This window comes from Mucilaginibacter sp. OK268, from assembly GCF_900103125.1.
GTDB lineage: Bacteria > Bacteroidota > Bacteroidia > Sphingobacteriales > Sphingobacteriaceae > Mucilaginibacter.
In genome coordinates, this window is sequence record NZ_FNJV01000001.1 from 934286 (window position 1) to 955657 (window position 21372).

The 21372-nt window shown below is 44.3% G+C and carries 20 protein-coding genes and 1 riboswitch; of the genes, 12 read left to right on the plus strand and 8 right to left on the minus strand.

Going from position 1 to position 21372, the window contains the following annotated elements; all coding sequences use genetic code 11:
- Nucleotides 1-18: 18 nt before the first annotated feature.
- From BLR84_RS03885 to BLR84_RS03900, 4 genes are all read left to right on the plus strand, one after another.
- A complete protein-coding gene (locus tag BLR84_RS03885) occupies nt 19-720 on the plus strand; it encodes a response regulator transcription factor (protein WP_090464574.1) in 702 nt (233 codons plus the stop codon).
- The gene (locus BLR84_RS03890; protein ID WP_090464577.1) at nt 704-2071 is read left to right on the plus strand and encodes a HAMP domain-containing sensor histidine kinase; all 1368 of its coding nucleotides are present in this window, start codon (nt 704-706) and stop codon (nt 2069-2071) included. Before BLR84_RS03885 ends, BLR84_RS03890 begins: the two co-directional genes overlap by 17 nt.
- A gap of 104 nt (nt 2072-2175) precedes the next feature.
- Nucleotides 2176-2655, plus strand: a complete 480-nt coding sequence (locus BLR84_RS03895) for a hypothetical protein (RefSeq protein ID WP_090464580.1) — start codon at nt 2176-2178, stop codon at nt 2653-2655.
- A gap of 25 nt (nt 2656-2680) precedes the next feature.
- The gene (locus BLR84_RS03900; protein ID WP_090464583.1) at nt 2681-3613 is read left to right on the plus strand and encodes a bestrophin family protein; all 933 of its coding nucleotides are present in this window, start codon (nt 2681-2683) and stop codon (nt 3611-3613) included.
- 164 nt (nt 3614-3777) lie between these two features.
- Here BLR84_RS03900 and BLR84_RS03905 read toward each other — a convergent pair whose 3' ends face one another.
- On the minus strand, nt 3778-4866 hold the full coding sequence (locus BLR84_RS03905) for an acyltransferase family protein (protein ID WP_090464587.1): 1089 nt from the start codon (nt 4864-4866) through the stop codon (nt 3778-3780).
- 334 nt (nt 4867-5200) lie between these two features.
- Between BLR84_RS03905 and BLR84_RS03910 the strand changes: the two genes are divergently transcribed.
- The 6 genes from BLR84_RS03910 to BLR84_RS03935 all read left to right on the plus strand — a co-directional run bounded on the left by BLR84_RS03910 (nt 5201) and on the right by BLR84_RS03935 (nt 11893).
- Nucleotides 5201-6052: a proteasome-type protease gene (locus BLR84_RS03910; RefSeq protein WP_255366846.1), complete on the plus strand. Its 852-nt coding sequence runs from the start codon at nt 5201-5203 to the stop codon at nt 6050-6052.
- Nucleotides 6053-6332: 280 nt separating this feature from the next.
- Nucleotides 6333-7181 (plus strand): transglutaminase-like domain-containing protein, encoded by an 849-nt coding sequence (locus BLR84_RS03915; protein ID WP_090464590.1) that lies wholly within the window; start codon nt 6333-6335, stop codon nt 7179-7181.
- A 240-nt stretch (nt 7182-7421) separates the two neighbouring features.
- Nucleotides 7422-8843 (plus strand): DUF3943 domain-containing protein, encoded by a 1422-nt coding sequence (locus BLR84_RS03920; RefSeq protein ID WP_090464593.1) that lies wholly within the window; start codon nt 7422-7424, stop codon nt 8841-8843.
- Between the two features lie 141 nt (nt 8844-8984).
- Nucleotides 8985-9093, minus strand: a riboswitch (SAM riboswitch).
- A gap of 269 nt (nt 9094-9362) precedes the next feature.
- Complete coding sequence (argH, locus tag BLR84_RS03925; RefSeq protein WP_090464596.1) at nt 9363-10697, plus strand: argininosuccinate lyase; 1335 nt, start codon at nt 9363-9365, stop codon at nt 10695-10697.
- A 150-nt stretch (nt 10698-10847) separates the two neighbouring features.
- Nucleotides 10848-11048 (plus strand): YwbE family protein, encoded by a 201-nt coding sequence (locus tag BLR84_RS03930; protein WP_090464599.1) that lies wholly within the window; start codon nt 10848-10850, stop codon nt 11046-11048.
- Nucleotides 11049-11197: 149 nt separating this feature from the next.
- On the plus strand, nt 11198-11893 hold the full coding sequence (locus BLR84_RS03935) for a DUF1345 domain-containing protein (protein ID WP_090464602.1): 696 nt from the start codon (nt 11198-11200) through the stop codon (nt 11891-11893).
- Here the strand turns inward: BLR84_RS03935 and BLR84_RS03940 are convergent.
- Complete coding sequence (locus tag BLR84_RS03940; RefSeq protein ID WP_090464605.1) at nt 11890-12816, minus strand: DUF72 domain-containing protein; 927 nt, start codon at nt 12814-12816, stop codon at nt 11890-11892. The two genes, BLR84_RS03935 and BLR84_RS03940, sit on opposite strands and share 4 nt — an antisense overlap.
- A gap of 302 nt (nt 12817-13118) precedes the next feature.
- Here BLR84_RS03940 and BLR84_RS03945 point away from each other — a divergent pair, with 302 nt between their 5' ends.
- Both BLR84_RS03945 and BLR84_RS03950 read left to right on the plus strand, forming a co-directional pair.
- Nucleotides 13119-13805, plus strand: coding sequence for a DUF6345 domain-containing protein (locus BLR84_RS03945; protein WP_143013822.1), 687 nt, complete (start codon nt 13119-13121; stop codon nt 13803-13805).
- 90 nt (nt 13806-13895) lie between these two features.
- Entirely contained in the window at nt 13896-14963 is a 1068-nt protein-coding gene (locus BLR84_RS03950) for a hypothetical protein (protein ID WP_143013823.1), read from the plus strand.
- 238 nt (nt 14964-15201) lie between these two features.
- Here BLR84_RS03950 and BLR84_RS03955 read toward each other — a convergent pair whose 3' ends face one another.
- The 6 genes from BLR84_RS03955 to BLR84_RS03980 all read right to left on the minus strand — a co-directional run bounded on the left by BLR84_RS03955 (nt 15202) and on the right by BLR84_RS03980 (nt 21304).
- Complete coding sequence (locus BLR84_RS03955) at nt 15202-15960, minus strand: SDR family NAD(P)-dependent oxidoreductase (protein WP_090464619.1); 759 nt, start codon at nt 15958-15960, stop codon at nt 15202-15204.
- Nucleotides 15961-16275: 315 nt separating this feature from the next.
- A complete protein-coding gene (locus BLR84_RS03960) occupies nt 16276-16680 on the minus strand; it encodes a helix-turn-helix domain-containing protein (protein WP_090464622.1) in 405 nt (134 codons plus the stop codon).
- Nucleotides 16681-16690: 10 nt separating this feature from the next.
- The gene (locus tag BLR84_RS03965; RefSeq protein ID WP_090464625.1) at nt 16691-18316 is read right to left on the minus strand and encodes an amidase; all 1626 of its coding nucleotides are present in this window, start codon (nt 18314-18316) and stop codon (nt 16691-16693) included.
- Nucleotides 18317-18452: 136 nt separating this feature from the next.
- On the minus strand, nt 18453-18995 hold the full coding sequence (locus BLR84_RS03970) for a YbhB/YbcL family Raf kinase inhibitor-like protein (RefSeq protein WP_090464628.1): 543 nt from the start codon (nt 18993-18995) through the stop codon (nt 18453-18455).
- A 176-nt stretch (nt 18996-19171) separates the two neighbouring features.
- Nucleotides 19172-20017 carry a helix-turn-helix domain-containing protein gene (locus tag BLR84_RS03975; RefSeq protein ID WP_090464632.1) on the minus strand — a complete coding sequence of 282 codons (846 nt, stop codon included), beginning with the start codon at nt 20015-20017 and terminating at the stop codon, nt 19172-19174.
- A gap of 18 nt (nt 20018-20035) precedes the next feature.
- On the minus strand, nt 20036-21304 hold the full coding sequence (locus BLR84_RS03980; RefSeq protein ID WP_090464636.1) for an alkaline phosphatase family protein: 1269 nt from the start codon (nt 21302-21304) through the stop codon (nt 20036-20038).
- Nucleotides 21305-21372: the final 68 nt, after the last annotated feature.

Consider the following 21372-nt stretch of genomic DNA (forward strand, 5'->3'; position numbering starts at 1 on the left):
ATTTATACAAATAATACTATGGGGATATTGTTGGTTGAGGATGAACCTAACGTGGTATCGGTAATAAAACGCGGGCTTGCAGAATTTGGCTACGAAGTGAGTGTAGCGGCTAATGGAGCAACTGGTCTGCAAATGGCGCTTGATCATGATTTTGACCTGGTGATACTGGATGTAATGCTACCCGTAATGGATGGTATACAAGTGTGTAAACTTATCAGGCAGCACAAGCAAACGATGCCTGTTATTATGCTTACCGCGCTTGACTCTACCGAAAACATCGTGAACGGCCTGGATAGCGGTGCCGATGATTACCTGGTAAAACCCTTTAAAATTGCCGAACTGGCTGCCCGCCTGCGTACCCTGTTGCGCCGTAAAAGCGGGGAGCAACAGCCTAAAAATAATACCTTTACAATTAACGATCTGGAGCTTAATGCCGAATCAAAAATAGCTTACCGTAATCAGGACCCCTTAAAACTTACAGCTACAGAGTACCGTTTGCTGGAGTATTTTGTGAAGAATCAGAAAAAAGTATTGTCACGGATCCAGATACTGGAAAGTGTGTGGGATATTGATTTTAACATGGGGACTAACGTGGTTGATGTGTATGTAAACTATCTGCGTAAAAAGCTGGAAAGGGGTGGTGGTACAAAGCTCATTCATACGGTTTTTGGTATGGGATATATTATGAAAGAGGAAGCGCCCGATGAAAATACAAAGTAAAATAACCCTGCTGTTCCTGTTACTTTCTGGTGTAATATTGTTATTGCTCAATATCACTATCTTTTACCTGGTATACCGGTTTGGCTTCGACGATTTTTTTAAACGGTTGGAGGCCCGCGTAAATATATCTGCGCAGGTGCACCTGTTCCCTGGTGCCAAAAGCCGGGCCTACCAGGAAGTAAGGAACCGCTATTTGGAGAAGCTGGAATCGGAAAAAGAATATTTTTTTAATACCGATACGGTCAATAAAATTAATATAACCGGCGGCGTAAATGTTAAAGGCAGCTTTATTAAAAGCATCCTAAAAGATAGTACTGCACGTTATAAGATGGATAACATTTTTTATGCAGGCAGAGTATTTACGAAGGATAATAGTAAATACATTGTTATCGTTTCGGCGTCGGATCCGTCGGGTTTCCAGGAGTTGAAGGATCTGCAGAGGATATTGATCTACGGCTTTCTGGCAGCTATGATATTGGTTTATTTTGTAGGTAAAATATTCTCCTTTTATACCTTTCAACCTATACGGCGTATCATTAATAATGTTAAAAATATAACCGCCAATAACCTGCATTTCAGGCTGGATGAGCTCAGCGGCAAGGATGAGGTAGCCGAACTATCCTATACTTTCAATGATATGCTTAACCGCCTGGAAACAGCTTTTGAAACACAGAATAACTTTGTAAGCAATGCCTCGCACGAGCTGCGTACACCCTTAACCATCATTAGCACTGAAGCCGAGCTGGCGCTGAGCAAAACTGATGCAAACTCCGAGCAGCGCGAGGTATTTGGCACCATTTATTCGGAAGCTGAGAAGCTGGGCCAGATACTAAATAGTTTATTAACCCTTGCCCAATCGGGTTTTGACGGTAAAAAACAGCGCTGGGAAAGCATCCGGATAGATGAGCTCCTGATGACAGCTTCCGAATCCATTAAAAAAATCAATACCGACAGTAATATCCAGATCGATCTGGAAGATATGCCAACCGACGAACGCCTGCTTTATGTAAGCGGTAACAGTAATTTACTGCGCCTGGCTATTACCAACATCATCAGCAACGCCTGCAAATATTCGGACAACCGTTTGGTAAAAATAAGGCTGCTGGCCGAAAACAATAAAGTGATCATCTCCATCACCGACCAGGGCATCGGTATCCCTGAAAGCGAACTGCAACACATTTTTGAACCTTTTTTCAGGGCTTCCAATACGCACAGTTATGAAGGACATGGCGTAGGCCTGCCTTTAACACTCAATATTATACGCTTGCACAGGGGGAGCATAGGGATCCGCTCAGATGTTGGTAAAGGAACCGAGATCAAGGTTTTTTTGCCTGTGGATGCATTGGCGTAAAACTCTAATCAAATTCTAATAACTTTCTTAGATCATCTTAATTATTGGGGGCTACACTTGTATCAAACAAAATTGTACAAGTTAAACCATTAATAATTACGACTATGAAAACGCTGTTCATCCCCACCGATTTTACCTACCAATCGCTTCAAAGTATCCCGAACATAGCCCAGCAATACTATCCGCAAAAAGTGGATATCAGGCTGGTGCACATGCTAAAAATTACCGACAATATAGGCGAACTGCTGATGCTTTCGCGCCGTTCGACAGAGTTCAGGCAGATCCCGGATAATTTTTATATCCGCTGCCGCGACATGGAGAAAGATTTCAGCCACCTGATCAACCGTATCCACATCGATATTTTTTATGGAAGTACCGTAGCTGTTTTTAATAACTACCTGGATGCCCATGAGGTAGATGCCATTGTGCCGCCGCATGATAATTATAAATTGCTTTTCAAAAATAGCATCGACCCCGAAGTGCTGATTGAAAAATGCGGGAAACGGGTACTTACCGTAGCCGAAACACCCGGCATTATGGCCGATATGGTTACCGAGGAGCCGGAATTAATTGAACAACAGTAATTAACCCCTTAATTATTAAAACATCATGCTGCTAAAAGAAAACATCCCGGTTACTTATGTATTCGGTAAAATAAAAAAAGAACTCATCCTGGTGGCCATTTATTCGTCGGCTATTTATTTGATGCACCAGTACTATAATTTTAAAGAGGTATCTATCCCCTTAACGGTGCCTACTATATTAGGTACTATCATATCCCTGCTGTTGGCTTTCCGGTCAAACCAAGCGTATGACCGCTGGTGGGAAGCCCGTATTTTATGGGGAGCTATCGTAAATGATTGCCGCACTTTTACCCGTCAGGTACTCACCTTTGTCGATAGTAGTTACGATGGCGAAGAAAAATGGGCCCTCAAAGAGCGGATAGTAAAACGGCAGATAGCCTGGTGCTACAGCCTGAGCCGCCACTTGCGCAAACAGGATGCTAAACAGCACCTGGAAGCCTTTTTGAGCGATGACGATATCAGGAATATTCGTGATATGGATCATGTGCCGCTGGCGCTGAATGAATTACAAGGCCATGACCTGCGCACCCTGTACAAATTAGGCTGGATTAACGAATACCAGCAGGTAACTATGGATGGTACCCTGACCGGTTTTACCAACTCTATGGGTGGTTGTGAGCGTATCAAAAATACGGTGTTCCCGGCTACTTATAGTGTGTATATACATTGGCTGGTACTGTTTTTTGTACTGCTGCTGCCTTTTAGCCTGATGGAATTTTTTGGCATATTGCAGGTGCCCCTGGTAATTGCGCTTTCGTCGGCATTTTTCCTGATCGAGAAAATGGCTATCCACTTGCAGGACCCTTTTGAGAACATGCCGACCGATACACCAACCACCGCCATCAGCCGGAAAATTGAGCAGGACCTGAAACAAATGCTAAAAGACGAAATGCCCCAGGTGACGGACATGGTGACCAACAACCAACAACAAAAACAGGCAGTGTTCTATATTTTATAATACCGGTTTGAAAAATAATAAGTAGTTAATAGTTAATTGATTGCTACTGAACGGTTGGTTTTTGGCTCTCCTGTTGCCTTAACCAAACAGCCCGGCGTCCTTGAAAAAAGGGCCGGGCTGTCGTTTGATATAAATATACGAAAAATTACGGAGAGGGTCAATATTTACCCTTGTTTCCTTTTGCTTGTCAGATATCTGCGTACCGGGATATCATAGATCACCATTACCAGGTAAGCTATTCCAACCAGCAGGATCGCCGATATCGAAATAATAAGCCCCAATTGACCCGGGCCGGGTTTGTGGGCGGCGTAGTAGTTGCCAAACATCCACATGACCGCGTAATGGGTCATGTACAGCGGGTATGATATTTTTCCGGAGAATACGCAAAGTTTCTTTATGCCTTGCGTTAGCACGGCTCCGGCACCTAAGGCTATCAGTAGCGGGAAGTAAAAGATCACCACCAGCGTTTCGCTAAGCCAGTTCCATTTATTGGAGAAAGGCATCAGGAAGGTTAAAGCCAGCAGCACTGCCAGGCCTAAAAAGCCCAGCTTGTTTTTGATGATCCAATTGAAGCGGTATACCAGCAAACCGGCTAAAAACGAATAACTGATGCGGGCGCCGCCGTCCCAAAAGTTGCCCTTACCCCAGCCACCCATCAGGTTGCCGGAGTGCTGCGCCACAAAACAAATACCCAGTGTCGCCAATATAGTGAGCACAAGCAGCACACGCTTATGAACACGGCAAAGCACAAGAGCATAAACAATATTGGCTATATACTCCCAAAACAGCGACCATGCGGGCGCGTTAAAACCGAACTGGTTAAAATAGCGGTCTGACATTACCGGGAAGGGAATAAGCAGTACAGACATTAAAAATAGCAGTATCAGTCTGCCCGCGCTGTACAGCTCAGGGTGACCGCCAAAGGGATCAAAAAGGAAAGCTAACAGGCCCAGCACCGAACCGAAAATAACCAGGGGATGCAGCCTGATGACCCTTGATTTAAAAAACTCCATGATCCCCATTTTGCCAATACGGTCATCATAAGCATACCCGATCACAAAGCCCGACAGGCAAAAGAAAAAGTCGACCGCCAGGAAACCATGCCCGATAAAGTTTTGACTGTAATCGGAATAAGCTATTTCCATAAAATGGAAGATCACCACGGCGAAAGCTGCTACTCCCCGCAGTCCGTCCAGAATTTCAAAGTGTTGTTTGGTTTTTAGTACCTCAGGATTAAGTTTGTGTTCGGTCATTGATGTTTTGTTTATTAGGTAAAAGCAGGTGCGCCGGGGTTATGCGCAAAAGTTCAAGAATACCGAATAATAACGATTTAGCCAACAAAAATTTAAATTGAATAGGATCGCATGCAGAATGCTCTGCGGAGAATTTAGGCTAAAGCCATTTTGTGTACTTGAATTTAAACCGTTGGCTGAAGCTGGAAGAAGAATTTAAAAAGCGGACGTCATGCCGAATTTATTTCGGCATCCCACTCGCAGGTAAGCACGGGATAAGTCTGCAACAGGCAAATCGCAGATCTGGCAAGAGTGAATATCCTGTGGGATGCCGAAATAAATTCGGCATGACAAGATGCATTTTTTTAAACGCGATTTCCAAAACCAATTTGCTCATTCTACACATAATCTCCCTTTATTTAATTACTTTGGTGGTTTCGGAATTTTTAACGCGTTACGTTTTTTTAAGATGACCTATTGTCTGGGAATTAAAGTTAAAGAGGGGTTGCTGGCTATTGCCGATACCCGCATTACTACAGGAACCGATACTACTGTAAAAAAGAAGATCACGATAGCACAAAAAGATCATTTTTCGCTTTTTATCATGACCAGCGGTTTGCGCTCGGTTCGGGATAAGGCCATTACTTACTTTACCGAACAGCTGGAAACCAGGGAGTTTAACAAGCTGTACAAAGCTGTAAATGCCTTTGGTGAAAAGGTGAAGCTGGCGGCCGTGGAAGACAAGGCGGCGTTGGAGCAGGCGGGTTTTAAGTTTGATCTGAATACCATTATTGGCGGACAGCTTCAGGATGATGATGAACACAAGTTGTTTTTGCTTTATCCCGAAGGTAACTGGGTGGAGCTGGGCGAGGGTTCGCCCTACGTGGTTATCGGCAACGCGGCGCATGGCAAGGCTATTTTAAACCGTACGCTTACCGAAAATTCGAGCCTGAAACTGGCTCTTAAGACTGGTTTTCTGTCGTTTGATTCAACCCGGGTAAGTGCCAATAACGTGGATTTTCCGATTGATGTGGTACTTTATAAGAAAGACAGCTTTGAGGTGGTGGAGCAGCGGTATGAGAAAAAGGACCTGGAATTTATATCGGCACAATGGGCCGAAGAGCTGAAGAACGCCCTTAACCATGTTTCGGAAGCCTGGATGGATCCGGCATTTGAAAAACTAAACGAAATTACAGCTAAGAGTTGATGAAAAGATTTTTAGAACAAGGATTTCTGAAGTAATATCATTAACTTAAGCAAACACCGTAGGTGTTAAAGGTCGGTAGTAGAAGATTGAAAGAGGGTATCCCGCGTACCGTTAGGTACGCTACATCTTCCTCTGATATACAACGCGGTGGTATCGTACCTGACGGCACGGGACTTTTGTTCCATTGTTTGCTACCGACCTTTGACCCCGATGGGGCCAGCTTCTTAAGTTAATGGCACCGGAGCAAGAAAAAAGTCACTAAATCAATAATTCAATAATTATGAAGTTCAATGTGTTTACCCAAATGGAGTATGTGGTACAGTCGCCCGGCACATTGATATTAAATATACATGCCCTGCGCACGCCTCACCAGGCCGTGCTGAACGAAGAATTTACCGTTGAACCCTATATTAAGGTAGAGGAGCTAGTATCAACACAGGCCGAAAACCGGCTGATCCGTTTTGAAGTGGCAGAACCGGGAACCATTAAAGTTACCTATAATGCTCTGGTTGATAATTACTACGAGGTAATTGATTATAGTCGGCAGGAAGAAACCTTGGTTGCCCAGCTAGATGTAAGCGTGCTGCCTTATCTGAACCCGAGCCGGTATTGCCAGTCGGACAAGTTATACCGCCTGGCGCATAACCTGTTTGGGCATATCGATAATCCGTTTGAGCAGGTGGTAACCCTTACCGACTGGATCCATAACAATGTGCAATACCTGAGCGGTTATAGCAATGCGCAAACATCAGCCTTTGATACCGTGACCGAGCAGGTAGGGGTATGCCGGGACTTTGCCCACCTGGGCATAGCCCTGTGCCGGGCGCTTACCATACCGGCGCGCTATTTTACTGGCTATGCTTATCACCTTAAACCTGCCGATTTTCATGCCTGCTTTGAGGCCTACCTGGGTGGCAACTGGGTGCTTTTTGATGCTACCAAACTGGTGCCGCTCAACGGCCTGATCAAAATAGCCACCGGCAGGGATGCTGCCGATACCGCCATAGCCAATATTTTTGGAGATGTAACTTTTACCACCATGCAGGTAAGTTGCGAACTGGCTGAGGCCGAAAACTTTGAACCGTTTTATTATGAAACGGGTGGTTTTAAAGGGCTGATGTACTTATAAGCATAGCTATTCCGGTCCTATTTTTTAGGCCAGACCCTGCGCATCCGCTTAGTCTGTTAATCCAAAGTTAAATTTTGGTAAATTTAATTAAGGGAGATCAAAAACAATTGTCCCGCTTATTTTCTTCTGAGTTATAGTTTATACAACTCTTTGACATCAACAAGATGCTGATATATCAGTCCTGATAACGATTTGTGGATACGGGCGGAGGGATACATCATCGTCATAACCTGTTTTTAGATGATGCATACCCATACCTGTTTCACTCACTTAAGGCCGCTGCTACTGCTTTATATCTTCATTATAAGTACCGGTGTGCTTTTTGCACAGGTGCCTTTTCACAGGCTTCCTGTTGTTCGGCATTCGGCACAGGATAGCTTTAAGGATACACTGATCAAGAAAAAATTTGGCCGTGCTGTAGGCGAACTCCTGATAGCTGAACTGACGCCCTGGATCTTTGACCGCTACGTGGCCCAAAAAGACTACGCCCGGATCTCCTGGAAAACGGTTGGTCATAACCTGAATCCCGGCAGCTGGACCTGGGATAATGATCCTTTTCAAACCAATCAGTTTGGTCACCCTTACCACGGCAGTTTGTTTTACAGTGCATTTCGCAGCAATGGATATACGTTTTGGCAATCGGCCCCGGCAGCTGTGGTGGGCAGCTACCTATGGGAAACCTTTGCCGAAAACCAGGCCCCGGCACCAAATGATCTTATCAATACCAGCTTCGGGGGTATTGTATTGGGCGAAATGACCTACCGCTTCTCCAACAAGATCGTGAACAACAGGCAACGCGGTTTTAAAAGACAGGCGAGAGAGGTGCTTGGGTTTATAGTAAATCCCATGAACGGGCTTAATCGCCTGTTGGATGGTAAATGGGGTAAGGTGTACGGAAGCCCAAAGGATCGCGACTCGACACGCATCAGCGCAGAGCTAGATTTGGGGCTGCGTAATGTAAATGAAAGCGGCAAAGGTTTACGCGCGGGCGGGCATTTTGGCTGGTACGGCCGGGCACGGATGTTGTATGGCGACCCTTCCGAAGATTTAAAAACGCCTTTCAGCAATATAGCCGTTACCGCCGAATTTGGGCAGGATGACAGTACCAATGTTAATGTGATCAGTGTGTACGGATCACTTGCCGGCTGGGATATTTCCATTAAGGATAATATCAGGAACCTGCTGATCCTATCGGCCAATTACGATTATATCCATAACCGGGCATTTTTTTATGGCGGGCAAAGTGTTAAGTTTAATATGCTGTCGGAGTACAGGTTTAATAAAAACCTCAAGATCAATACTTCATTTGGTGCAGGCCCCATATTGCTGGCCGCCATACCAGATCCTTATCTTTTTAAAGGTCGTAATTATGACTACGGGCCAGGTTTTGCTATCAACGGTGGGGGAACCATCAGCATTTTTAATAAAATATTCTACGGAATTAATTACCGGGGTGGATGGATGATAACGGTTAACGGCAATAATTCGCACTATTTTTTACATGCGGTTTCGAGCGAGCTGAGCTATATGTTCATTAAGGGGTTTTCTATTTGCGCTGAGCCGGGTTATTTCAGGCTGGAGGGTAATTACAAGGATCATCCGGATGTAGACAAAACCTATCCCTACCTCAGGGTTTCGACCAGGTATAGTGTAATTTTTTAAGGAAAAAAAGGAAAATTTGACGTCGCGGGCAGATTCGAACTGCCGTAGAAGGTTTTGCAGACCTTAACCTATCCTCTCGGTCACGCGACTTTTTAAAAAAAAACTATAAATCACTTATGGAAGATGGAAGGGTAAGATCTTTGTTTATCTTTCTCCTATACGGAGCAGGAATTAGCACCTTTTACATTATGCGGATGTACAGGTTGCTAAGACGTCTTTGGGCCTTTCCCTCAGTCTTTCTTGATAAGCGTCATAAAGAACTATTTGTCGTTGTTGACCCTGCAAATATAAAAACTATTTATATAATTCCTATAGATTTAGTAGAATATTTTAAATAAATTAATTTAACCTCAATATAGGTCATCCCGAACTTGTTTCGGGATCCCACAGGACAGGTAACCTTGCATAGTACACATTGCTGGTGAGATGCCGAAACAAGTTCGGCATGACGTAGCAAAGTAGCTTTGCTAATTCCAACAAACCAAATAGTAATTACACAATAATTCACATATTTGCACCATGAGTAAGTTATGGCAAAAAACTACCAACGTAAATGAACTGGTAGAGAGCTTTACTGTTGGCCGCGACAGGGAATTTGACGAGCAAATGGCAGCCTTTGATGTGTTAGGATCATTGGCCCATACCCGTATGCTGCAAAGCATAGGATTGATGGATACTGCCGATCTTGACCTGGTACAGCGCGAGTTAAAAGCCATATACGCCGATATTGAAAAAGGCGGTTTTATCATTGAGGATGGAGTAGAGGATGTACACTCGCAGGTAGAGATGCTGCTTACCCAACGCATAGGCGATGCCGGCAAGAAAATCCATAGCGGTCGCTCCCGTAACGACCAGGTGCTGGTTGATCTGAAATTGTTTTTCCGCCACCAGTTACAACAGGTGGTTGAAGAAACGGAAACGCTGTTTCGCCAGTTAATTACCCTCAGCGAAAAGCATAAGGATGTTTTACTGCCTGGCTATACGCATTTGCAGGTAGCCATGCCATCGTCATTTGGTTTGTGGTTTGGCGCCTATGCCGAAAGCCTGGCCGATGACCTGGAGCTTGTTTTGGCAGCTTATCGCATCACCAATAAAAATCCGCTGGGTTCGGCAGCGGGTTATGGCTCGTCGTTCCCGTTAAACCGTACTTTAACCACCCAGTTGCTGGGTTTTGATAGTTTAAATTACAACGTAGTATATGCGCAGATGGGGCGCGGTAAAACTGAGCGGATCATCGCACAGGCTTTATCGTCTGTAGCGGCCACGCTGGCTAAAATGGCAATGGATCAGGCGCTATACCTGAGCCAGAATTTTGCTTTTGTAAGCTATCCGGATACTTTAACTACAGGCAGCAGCATTATGCCGCATAAAAAGAATCCCGATGTTTGGGAAATTATGCGTGGCAAATGTAATCGCCTGCAGGCATTGCCGACCGATGTAGCCATGATGACCACCAACCTGCCATCGGGTTATCACCGCGAGCTTCAATTACTGAAAGAATTACTGTTCCCGGCTTTTGCTGACCTGAAAAGCTGCCTGCATATGGCTACCTTTATGCTGCAAAACATCAGTGTAAATGCCGATATTTTAAAAGACCCCAAGTATGCTTACCTGTTCAGTGTGGAGGAAGTGAACCGCATGGTATTAAACGGCACACCTTTCCGTGATGCCTACAAACAGGTAGGCCTGGCTATTGAACAGGGCGATTTTAACCCCGACAAAACCGTAAACCATACCCACGAAGGCAGTATAGGCAACCTGGGCAATGAACAAATTACGGCTGCCTTTGATAAATTGCTCACCAATTTTGATTTTGAAAAGGTTGATAAAGCGATAAAAGAACTGGTGAAATAAAAAAAATATCTACACGTCATTGCGAGGTACGAAGCAATCCCCGATAAGCAGGTTCGCTCTGTATAGTATAGAGATTGCTTCGTACCTCGCAATGACGACAATTGTACAAATCGGTGAAATCATAAAGTAATCAGTGTAATCACTAAACAAATGAACGGACAAAACAGAAGCGATATATACCCAGGCCTGGAGGTTGACATTATCCTAAAGAAAGATCAGCGTACAGGTACCCTTACACGTGGTTTTGTAAAAAGACTGTTAACCAGCTCGGCTTATCATTCTAGGGGTATCAAAGTGCAGTTAGATGACGGACAGGTTGGCCGTGTAGCCTGGATAGTGGAAGAAGAATAGAGTCAAGAACCAAGAATCAAGACAGAAAACAATCTTTTCTTAATTCTTGACTCTTGGTTCTTGACTCTATTACCTAAACTCTTGACTCTTTTTAAGTAATTCATTAATTCTACACAATTCATCACCATATTTACGGTATAAACTTTCTTATGCCTGCAAATAAAATAAAATCAAAGGTTTGGTTTCGGTTGGATGCTCATTACCGGGTGCTTATTTCATTAGTAATAAGTGGCATCGTTTTGCTTTTGTCCCTGGGGCATTGTAGTACGCCTGCGGTAATACTGGTCACCTGGATTGCCTTTGCATTGACCATTATCATTATGGATTGGGTAATCATCCTGTCCTCTCACCCCATGGAAGTGCGTAAAATAGCCCGGATCCAGGATTCCAGCCGTACGTTGATATTCCTGTTTGTGATCGTAGCTTCCATAGTGAGCACACTGGCTATATTTTTTCTGCTTAAATCATCCAAACACTTGTCGCCAGAAGCAGTAACCGAGCATGTTTTGCTGGGTATGGCATCAGTTATTGTTTCCTGGATTTTGGTGCATACCATATTTACGCTACGTTACGCGCATATGTATTATACCACTGATGTGGATGACGACGGTAAAAAGAAAACACTGGGCGGTCTTGAATTTCCGGGTGATGAAAAACAGCCGGATTATCTCGATTTTGTTTATTTCTCCTTTGTGATCGGCATGACCTTCCAGGTATCGGACGTGGAGATATCTTCCCGCCAGATCCGTCGCCTGGCCTGGATCCATGGAATGATCTCATTTGCTTTTAATACTGCTATAGTAGCCTTAAGTATTAACGTAATATCCGGCCTGGTATCTAACTAAAACAAGGTACTTTGTGCTTCGATGAATTTAGGGCGAAGCAATTGCGTACCTAATGCTTTGTTTAGCTCGTCAGTCACATAATCAGCCAGGATAGGTGAGTAGCGTTCATCGTGCTGGTGCATAAAAAACCATACCGATCTTAAGCCCTGTTGCTGCCATTGTTTAATGCGGACAATCCACTCATCTAAACGGGCCTTGTCCGAATCAAAATTATCCCCCACCAATCCATTACCCACAAAGCGGATAAACGCATGCGGCGTGGGTAGGTTCATGTGTACCACATCGCGCCTACCGGTAGCATCGGTAATTACCGCGCCGATGTTGAGGTCATGAAATAGCTTGAAAACCTTTTCGCTGTTCTCGGGCAGGGCAAACCATTCCTTATGCCGCAGCTCTACAAAAACAGGTACATCTTTGGGTAATTGCTCCAGGTATGCTTTTAGCTCCGGGAAGCTTTTTGGGGTATAGTTATCGCTCAGTTGCAAAAACATAGGTCCCAGTTTATCGCCAAAGGCCATAACACCTTCGTAATAGCTGGTGGTGATATCTTCGGCATTTTTTAGTCTGCGGATATGACTGATGCTTTGCGAAAATTTGGGGCAGAATTTAAAATCGGGATTGCTGTCGGCTTTGGCTTTCCATTTGGTAATAGTGTCGGGTCCATAAACATTGTAGAATGTGGCGTTGAGCTCAATACAGTCAAAGTGCTTTACGTATTCGTCCAAAAAATTGGCCTCTTTGGTTTTAAGCGGATAGATCTGGCCTACCCATTCCTTACGGCCCCATTTGGCACAACCCACGCGAACCTGTAATGGCTCCTTGCTTTTTGCAGCCGCCAAAGTGCTTAAAGTAAGCGCAGTGTCTGGGGGAAGGGTAAAATCTATAGTAGCTAATTCTTGCGGGGTAACGCGGCCAAATTCCATATCATCAGGTTGATTAAGTTTTATAAAAGTATGATTTATTTAAAAAGCCCGGTAGATTATTTAATGTCAGCCCCCTGATCTCTATTAAAATAAATAGCGTAAAAGTACTACCGCTAAACAGTAAAACTACTGGGTTTATTCCTTTTATATGTCTTTAGATTTACTAATAACAAATTGAAAAAGAGTTATTTATAAAAGAATCATCATCCATTAAAAGGAATAAAGCCGAAAATCCTGATAAAAGAGTAAGCCCCCGGTAAGCCGAAAACGGGATAAAAAGAATAGGCAAAAAATATACATCAATGAAAAAGGTGATTATAATAATGTCTGCAATTGTAATGATCGCAGCTTACAATTCAAAAGGAGCTGATAGAATGGAAGGCGGGTATGCCGGAACCAAAGATCAGGGCCATGATGAAGTAGTGTACAATTTTTTAAAGCACTTCAGCTATGAACAATATTACTGGGCCTATGATTTTCAATTTACCAGTATTAACAACAGTCGGGTTGACGCTATGGACTTTGCCATATTTGCCGGTCATGGCAATCAATGGTTTATCAGCACAACTTCGGGCGGTGTAAACCTGGCCACAGCGGGCAATACCTCTAATAAAGGTTATGGCGACTGGAATTGTGAGTTTATTGCTTTTGAATCATGCGATGTGGTACCAAGTCCACTGGAACAAGCCGACTGGTGGAGCAACTGGGTTAAGGATGGGGCCGTATTTGATGGTCTGCATCAAGCATGCGGTTTCCGGACCTTATCGTGGCAATCAACTGACCAGGATATTACAGATTATTACGGAAGTGCCATACATTCCGGTTACGGCGTTTGGCAATCTTGGTTTGATGCCATTAACAACGAAGGCAGAGGGGATGAATTGGGTGCATGTGTTATGAACCCAACATGTCAGTTTGATACACATGCTTCGTTCGTTGCCGATCCAGCACCTGGCGATCAAAGATTGCATATATGGTATCAGTACTAGTAATTAAATATTAAATTTTATGGAACTATCATGAGCCTTTATCACATTACTGCCCGGAATAGTTTCATCACCTTAAAACAAATCAGATCGATGAAAAAGTTCAATACTTCAAAAATGCTCCTGTTGGCTATACTTATTTTAGCAGTAACAGCCTGCCATAGAAAAGACAGGCCGGGCACTGAAAAAAACAAGATTACTTATGATCAGGCTGCCATTTTTCCGAATTATGAAAAAGTAACTTTAAATACCTATCAAATTAGTGAAACAAAGTTGGACCTGGTAGCCGCGCAAAAAATTATAACAGAATCACTTGCTTATGCCGGTGCCGCCGATAAGTTTAATTTGAAAGAACCGGTAAGAGAAAATGGAATGCTTTGGTACAAAAACCCCAGCGATCCATCAGCAGTGCTGAATATTAATTTGGAAAATGGCGATATCAGCTTAAATACCGGCATGAAAGCTTATGCAGGAAACGAATCTACCCGGGATCTTTTAACTAAAGATTCAGCCTCAACCATGGCATTAACTCATATAAGAAAGCTTGGGCTTTTGGGTAGCAGTCCTAATGACTACGTGGTATCGCACGTTGGCGGATTAAACGTAGGTGTTCATGATGAAAAGGGTAATACCAGCGTTTATAAAAAATTCACCACCGTACGGCTTGATCGCAAATTTGGTGACATCCCGGTTGAAGGACATTCACGCATTGTGATTCAAATGGCCGAAAAAGGCAGATTGACCGGGCTTACCAAACATTGGGCCTCGTTTAAGGCTGAACCGGTATCGGCAACCGCTATCGTAGCAACAGACGCCTTGAAAGCAGCCATTGAACAGCACATCCTAAGCGAAAATACAGGCGCTACCAGCATCCTGGTTAAAAAGATCACCCTGGTTTATTATGAGCAGGGGCATGGCTTAATAGAGCCTGCTATCCGTGCGGAATGCGAAACACGCTACCCCACAAGTAAAACAGATAGCGCCGAAAGAGTTTATCCTTACGATATTATTGAGCCTCTGCTTAAAGAGCCACGCCAAACCTACTCATTTATGCATGACAGGTTTAAAGGGCCAAAAACCCGAAATGATGATAGCAAAGATCAGAAAGCGATACCAAGAGGACAGGACGAACAAAGAAGAGATACCTCCCGAAAGCTTTAAAAAAGATTCGAAAACAGGATAAGATAAAGCGACTTAAAAATGTCATTTCGACGAACGCGAGTTGGGATTGAGTGTTGGGTGAGGAGAAATCTTCTGCGATATATCATAATGGATAAGCATGTAGCAGAAGATTTCTCCTCGTTCCTCGTCGAAATGACATTTTTTTATTGATTTATGGTGGTTAGTTCCTATCCCAAACTCATCTTAAATAAGGATTGAGGTATTTATTTATACCCCATTACAAGAACATACCGCCCGAAGCTTCAATACGCTGGGCGTTTATCCAGCGGGCTTCTTCGGTACATAAAAAGGCCACAATACCGCCAATGTCATCCGGCATGCCCGGGCGACCTAAAGCGGTGATGCCGGCTATTCTATCATGCATGCCTTCATGCGAAAATGCCTCTTTGGTAAAGTCGGTTTCAATGATGCCGGGTGCAACCACATTGACGGCAATACCACGTGGGCCAAGCTCTTTGGCCAGGTACTTGGTCAATACCTCAATAGCGCCCTTCACAGAAGCATAAGCAGCGTAACCCGGGGTCGAGAAACGGGCCAGCCCGCTTGAGAAATTGATGATACGGCCGCCATCAGCAATAACCGGCAGACTTTTTTGGGTTAAAAAGTAAACACCCTTAAAATGAATGTTCACGAGGTTATCAAAATCCTCTTCGGTGGTATCGGCAAATTTCGAGGCTGCATCAATACCCGCGTTGTTGATCAGGAAATCAAAAGTATTACGCCCCCATTTTTCTTGCAATACTGCGGTAAGCTGACTGATAAACCCATCAAATGATTTAACAATGCTGGTATCCAATTGTAGTGCGGCGGCTTTTTGACCGTTTTTTTCAATGGAGGCAACAACTTCTTCAGCTTCCTCTTTTTTACTGCGATAGGTAATGATCACATCAATTCCTTTTTTGGCCAGGTGCTGGGCCGCGTTTTTGCCTAAGCCACGGCTGCCGCCGGTAACAAGAGCTATTTTATTTGTACTCATTTTATTTTTGTTTATTGTTTATGATACAAAGTTGCAGCTAAATAGTGTTGTAATTATGGTGACTACTTCAGTTTAAATGGTAACTGTTTCAGATTAAATGGTGCTCATTTCGTGGTTTAGCTGTGTTGTCATACTAAGGTATAAAGAATATATAAAAAAGGCCTGTCAGTCTGAGCTTGTCGAAGACTCGCGGGTAGAGGCCTGCCTACCATGGTTCGACGGGCTCACCATGACACCCTGTTTTGTCTTTAAGAAAGATATTTCTCCTTCAGATTGCGGCGAAACCGTACTACTCAGGATGACGCATTGATGTTTTCAATGCACCTGCTCATATTGTTTGATCAATATCCCCTCACGGTATTGTTTTGGTGTTACCCCCTCAAAGCGCTTAAAAAATTTAGTAAAGTTGGATGGATCAAAAGTAAGCTGAGCGGCAATTTCGGCAACGGATACAGCGCTATTCCGGAGCATCTCTTTAGCTATCCGCATGATCTTTTCTTCAAAAAAGTAGCAGGGGGCATGGCCTGTGGTTAACTTGATGGTATTACTTAAATGTGTAGGGTGGATGTGCAGTTGATCGGCAAAATCGCGGATCTCCATCATATCCGTAACCTTGTGTTGCAACAGATCGTCCAGGTGCTGATCAAGGGCTTTCAAAAAGTCGCCGGTTATTTCATGCTGCCTGGCCAGTATCTTTTTAGGTATAGGGGTTGTTGCCATAATAACAAAGCTACGCAAACAGGTCTGGCTTAAAAACAGGCTCGGCCCTTTTTTTCGAGGCCTGTTCGTAGGCATAGGCCAGGGTGATGATGTCGGCTTCTTTATAAGCGGTGCTAAAAAACGAAAGGCCCACCGGCAACTCATGTACTTTACCCATAGGTACGGTGATATGCGGATAGCCGGCCTTAGCCGCCGGTCCTGAAAATGAAAAACCATTGTCATAATCGCCGTTGACCAGGTCGATACAGATAGCTGGCCCGTTGGTTGGGCCGATGATGGCATCCAGTTTATTGTCGGTCAGTATTTTATCAATGGCTTTGCGAGTGCCTTCACTGGTTTGTTTCAGGGCTTCCAGATATTCTTTGGTGTTCAGGTCGCCTTTACTTTGAGCCAGTTCCAGCGTTTCCTGTTTAAAAAAGGGCATGGCTTTGGCTTCGTTCTGCTTGTTAAAAGCTATCACATCGGCAAGGGTTTTTACTTTGCTGTTGGCCGTGCTCAGGTATTTATTGACACCATCTTTGAACTCATAGAGCAGTACGGTAAACTCACCCCTGCTAATGTCTTTCAGTGCTTTGTTCAGTTCTACTTCCACAATGGTTGCACCTTTGGCTTTCAGTGTGTTGATGGCATCCTTCACCAAAGCAACCATCGCCGGATTTCCCTCCAGCGCCGACTTCTCCACTCCAAGGCGTTTGCCTTTCAACCCATTCGCATCTAAAAATTTAGTATAATCTGCAGTAGCTTTTCCTTTACTGGTAAGGGTATAACTGTCCTGCGCATCGATACCGGCCAGTACACCTAAAACAATGGCGGCATCCTTAACGGTGCGGGCCATGGGGCCGGCGGTATCCTGCGTTTTGGATATGGGGATGATACCTGTACGGCTCCACAAGCCTACGGTAGGTTTAATGCCCACCAGACCATTTACCGATGATGGGGATACGATAGACCCATCAGTCTCGGTGCCAATGGCCACGGTACACAAATTGGCCGCTGCTGCCGATCCTGAACCGGCGCTTGAACCACTGGGATTACGATCCAATATATAAGGGCATTTGGTTTGCCCACCGCGACTGCTCCAGGCGCTGGTAGAGTGTGTGGAGCGGAAGTTGGCCCATTCGCTTAAATTAGTCTTGCCCAGGATTACAGCGCCGGCTTCACGCAGTTTGTGTACGATAAAGGCATCCTGCTTGGCAAAGTTATCAGCCAGTGCCAGCGCGCCGGCGGTAGTGTGCATATTGTCGGCGGTATTGATATTGTCTTTGATCAGCACGGGTATGCCATGCAAAGGGCCGCGCACTTTGCCTTGTGCGCGTTCTTTATCCATAGCGTCGGCCATGTTCAGGGCATCCTTATTGAGTTCAATGACGGAGTTGAGCTTTGGTCCGTTCTTGTCTATTTTGTCAATACGCTTCAGGTAAAGTTCGGTGATCAGGCGCGAGGTATACTCTTTAGCCTGCATTTTTTGCTGCAGGTAGGAGATAGTAACTTCTGATAGCTCAAACAGGTCGTCTTTGTTGTCGGCAGCATCATCGGTCTTTTTTTCTGCCGATGGCTGGCTGCATGACGCGGCCACTAAAGTTGATAAAGTTAAACCTGCTAATGAGCCTGTTTTCAGGAAGTTTCTTCTGTGCATAACCGGTGGGATTTTAAAGCTATTACAAATAACAAAATATTTGTCTAATTAAAAATAGCAAGCCCGATTATTGCCCATATGTATGTACAACGTTACATCCACCCCAATTTTTCGGATGGATGTAACTGAGATAGCCTTATCTTTTATAATATACCGCTAATGATGCTTTGGCTATCACATTTTGATTAAGCATAAAACCAGTTAAGGCCGCCGAAACTTTATTATCAACCCCAAGTTTTGCTGATTTTAGGGCATAAACCGTGATCACATAGCCGTGAGGCGCGTCATTTTCCGGCGGACATGGGCCTCCGTAACCGGTAACGCCAAAATCAGTAATTCCCTGTATGGTGCCCGCTGGTGCTATTCCTGCCGATGGGCTGCCTGCACCCTGTTTCAACTCATGTACGCTGGCCGGGATATCAAAAATAACCCAATGCCACCAACCACTACCGGTAGGTGCCTGCGGATCATAAATGGTTACCGCAAAGCTCTGTGTACCTGTCGGCGCGTTCTGCCATTCCAGCTGCGGCGATTTGTTGCTGCCGCTACAGCCAAAGGTATTAGCGATAAACTCATTGGTGAACTGGCCACCCAGGTCTTTGCTTTTAAGGGTAAAGGTTTGTGCATTTACGATGGAGCCAAGGCTTACAGCCAACACAAATAAGATGAATGTTTTCATGATCTTTTGGATAATATTTATTTATCCAAAATTGCGTCTGTTTAGCGCTTCGCAGTTATTGTTGCAGGCTCAAAAACTATTGAAAATGGCTCATAAAAAGAGACGCATGTAATGCGTCTCTACGTTTAAGGTTGCATTGTAGAGACACATCACATGTGTCTCCTTGTATGATATCTTTACTGTGAGCCGAGCTGGTATTGCTTAGGGCTTACACCGAATTTCTTTTTAAAGGCTGATGAAAAGTTCGACAGGTTATCATAACCCAGATCAAGGTATAAGGATGTGGCGTTCTTTCCTTGCGATAGTTCCTGCCGGGCTATTTCCAGTTTGCGTTCGCGGATGTATTTGCCGGGTGCGATGTGGTACGTTTTTTCAAAATCGCGCTTGAATGATGCCAGGCTTTTATGAGCCAGAAAAGCCAGCTCTTCGAGGGTAAGGTTATTGAAAAGATTGTTCTCCACTACATTTTTTAATTGCATGGCAGGTGAGGGGGCATTGCTTTGCAACAATGCGATCAATTGCGACCGATGACTTTGTAGTAAAACCAGCAATAGCTCTTCCACCTTGTTCACGGCTAATTCATAAGGTAAATTTTGGCCTTCATGTATCAAAGTCTGCAAGCTTTTAATATAGCCTGCCAAATAATTGGTCTGCCTGAATTTAATATAATCAGGTGTGACTGCAACTTTGGTGTTCAGCCGGTGTTTATTTAAAAAAGCAACAGCCACACTCGCCGGGAAAAACACCAGGATACTACTGTACTGATGTTCGTTAAGGGTATGCTCGGCCATAATGGAGTTACCTTCGGGTAACACAATGCCTTCGCCAGTATGTACCACCGTATTATCAGCCGGACGATAGACAGCCTTTTCGCCGTTGATCACAAAGCTAATGGCATAACAGTTAAATACCACCCGGATATTTTTAAAGCTATCCTGTTCCTGGTAATGCACAAACGAGATATTACCCGCAGTGATCTTGCTTTGGTTTTCGGTAGCTTCGGGTATATAAATATTGGTCATGCCTAACAGGTGATATTTTTACTTCTTTTTAATCAGGATGGTATGTGCCAGCTTATCTGTACCATCAACCTTGCCGGTATATTTTAGTCCTAATATACTTTTTACCAGGTTAAAAACCGCTACGTTCTCGAAGGATGGAATGGTAGCGTGTTTTTTAAAGGCGGGCCCCCAGGCCAGGAAGGTGGCGTGCATATCCTTAACCAGGGTCGGATCATAGCCGTGCCAACCCTTGTTTATCTTCTTGTTGTATAAGTTAAACACTTTAGGGTAATGAGGGATCAGTAGTATGTCGCCAATGCGGTTGTGCCAGTCATCAGCCTGCCCGTAGTGTAACCTGGCGGGGATATTGGTTTTAAGGTATGCCTCGTAATCAACCGCTTCCTGTTTTAACTGTTTGTAGGCTGCATCAATATCGGTTTTATTTTTCGCATACAATTCAACCAGGATACCATCGCCCGAAACCACAAATTTAGAGGTATCAATAGCTGCCGGGATGCCGATGGGGTGTTCTTTGTCAACATTAGTCATGCCGTGGTCTGATACAAAAATGAAATTGGCTTTAATCCCGGTTGTTTTTACAGCTTTATTCAGCTCATTAACTGCCGAATCCACAAAATGTACTTCACGGGTGGTTTCTGGCGCGTCGGGGCCATACACGTGCCCGGCATGATCAACCTGCGGAAAGTAGAAGGTGATCAAATGCGGACGTTCGGCCGGCGGTAGTTTTAACCATTTAACCACCGCATCGATGCGGTCATGGATGTCTATCTTTTCGTTATAGGTATAATAATAGGTTGGGCGAATGTTTTGTATAGCCGCCTCCGAAGCCACCCAGTAAAAACTGGCCGAAAGCATACGCTGCTGCTCGGCCAATACCCATAGTGGCGAGCCATAATACCAGGAACCCTCTGCTACTTTGGCTTTGGCGCCCATATAATAGGAATCATGACGGTTACGGTCATAAAAAGCGTTATTGACCAGGCCCGAATGCGAGGGGTACAAGCCGCTTACCAAAGCATAATGGTTAGGAAAAGTAACGGATGGGTAGGAAGGAATCATAGATGCGGCACTCACACCTCCCTTGCTTAAGGCAAGCAAATGGGTAGCCTGATATTTTTTAGCGTAATCATATCTAAAGCCATCGGCAGAAATAAGGATGACGTAAGGCTTATTTTGCTGTTTGACGCTGTTTTTGCGGTCGGGCGTAACTTTCTGAACCGTATCTGCCTGACCAAATGCAATTATAGCTTGTAAAAAGACCGCAATAAAGAGGATGATTTTTTTCATAGGTAACGATATGCGCAAATTTAGATAAATAGCATTATCGTTTTGATATGATTGGGTTAATTTACCTC

Excerpts from the sequence above, each read along its gene's own strand:
- BLR84_RS03955 (WP_090464619.1), bottom strand. The coding sequence starts at position 15,960 with ATGAGTACAAATAAAATAGCTCTTGTTACCGGCGGCAGCCGTGGCTTA.
- BLR84_RS03910 (WP_255366846.1), top strand. The coding sequence starts at position 5,201 with ATGCATTTTTTTAAACGCGATTTCCAAAACCAATTTGCTCATTCTACA.
- BLR84_RS03895 (WP_090464580.1), top strand. The coding sequence starts at position 2,176 with ATGAAAACGCTGTTCATCCCCACCGATTTTACCTACCAATCGCTTCAA.
- BLR84_RS03965 (WP_090464625.1), bottom strand. The coding sequence starts at position 18,316 with ATGCACAGAAGAAACTTCCTGAAAACAGGCTCATTAGCAGGTTTAACT.
- BLR84_RS03980 (WP_090464636.1), bottom strand. The coding sequence starts at position 21,304 with ATGAAAAAAATCATCCTCTTTATTGCGGTCTTTTTACAAGCTATAATT.
- BLR84_RS03935 (WP_090464602.1), top strand. The coding sequence starts at position 11,198 with ATGCCTGCAAATAAAATAAAATCAAAGGTTTGGTTTCGGTTGGATGCT.
- BLR84_RS03915 (WP_090464590.1), top strand. The coding sequence starts at position 6,333 with ATGAAGTTCAATGTGTTTACCCAAATGGAGTATGTGGTACAGTCGCCC.
- argH (WP_090464596.1), top strand. The coding sequence starts at position 9,363 with ATGAGTAAGTTATGGCAAAAAACTACCAACGTAAATGAACTGGTAGAG.
- BLR84_RS03920 (WP_090464593.1), top strand. The coding sequence starts at position 7,422 with ATGATGCATACCCATACCTGTTTCACTCACTTAAGGCCGCTGCTACTG.
- BLR84_RS03885 (WP_090464574.1), top strand. The coding sequence starts at position 19 with ATGGGGATATTGTTGGTTGAGGATGAACCTAACGTGGTATCGGTAATA.
- BLR84_RS03900 (WP_090464583.1), top strand. The coding sequence starts at position 2,681 with ATGCTGCTAAAAGAAAACATCCCGGTTACTTATGTATTCGGTAAAATA.
- BLR84_RS03950 (WP_143013823.1), top strand. The coding sequence starts at position 13,896 with ATGAAAAAGTTCAATACTTCAAAAATGCTCCTGTTGGCTATACTTATT.
- BLR84_RS03975 (WP_090464632.1), bottom strand. The coding sequence starts at position 20,017 with ATGACCAATATTTATATACCCGAAGCTACCGAAAACCAAAGCAAGATC.
- BLR84_RS03890 (WP_090464577.1), top strand. The coding sequence starts at position 704 with ATGAAAATACAAAGTAAAATAACCCTGCTGTTCCTGTTACTTTCTGGT.
- BLR84_RS03930 (WP_090464599.1), top strand. The coding sequence starts at position 10,848 with ATGAACGGACAAAACAGAAGCGATATATACCCAGGCCTGGAGGTTGAC.
- BLR84_RS03940 (WP_090464605.1), bottom strand. The coding sequence starts at position 12,816 with ATGGAATTTGGCCGCGTTACCCCGCAAGAATTAGCTACTATAGATTTT.
- BLR84_RS03970 (WP_090464628.1), bottom strand. The coding sequence starts at position 18,995 with ATGAAAACATTCATCTTATTTGTGTTGGCTGTAAGCCTTGGCTCCATC.
- BLR84_RS03945 (WP_143013822.1), top strand. The coding sequence starts at position 13,119 with ATGAAAAAGGTGATTATAATAATGTCTGCAATTGTAATGATCGCAGCT.
- BLR84_RS03960 (WP_090464622.1), bottom strand. The coding sequence starts at position 16,680 with ATGGCAACAACCCCTATACCTAAAAAGATACTGGCCAGGCAGCATGAA.
- BLR84_RS03905 (WP_090464587.1), bottom strand. The coding sequence starts at position 4,866 with ATGACCGAACACAAACTTAATCCTGAGGTACTAAAAACCAAACAACAC.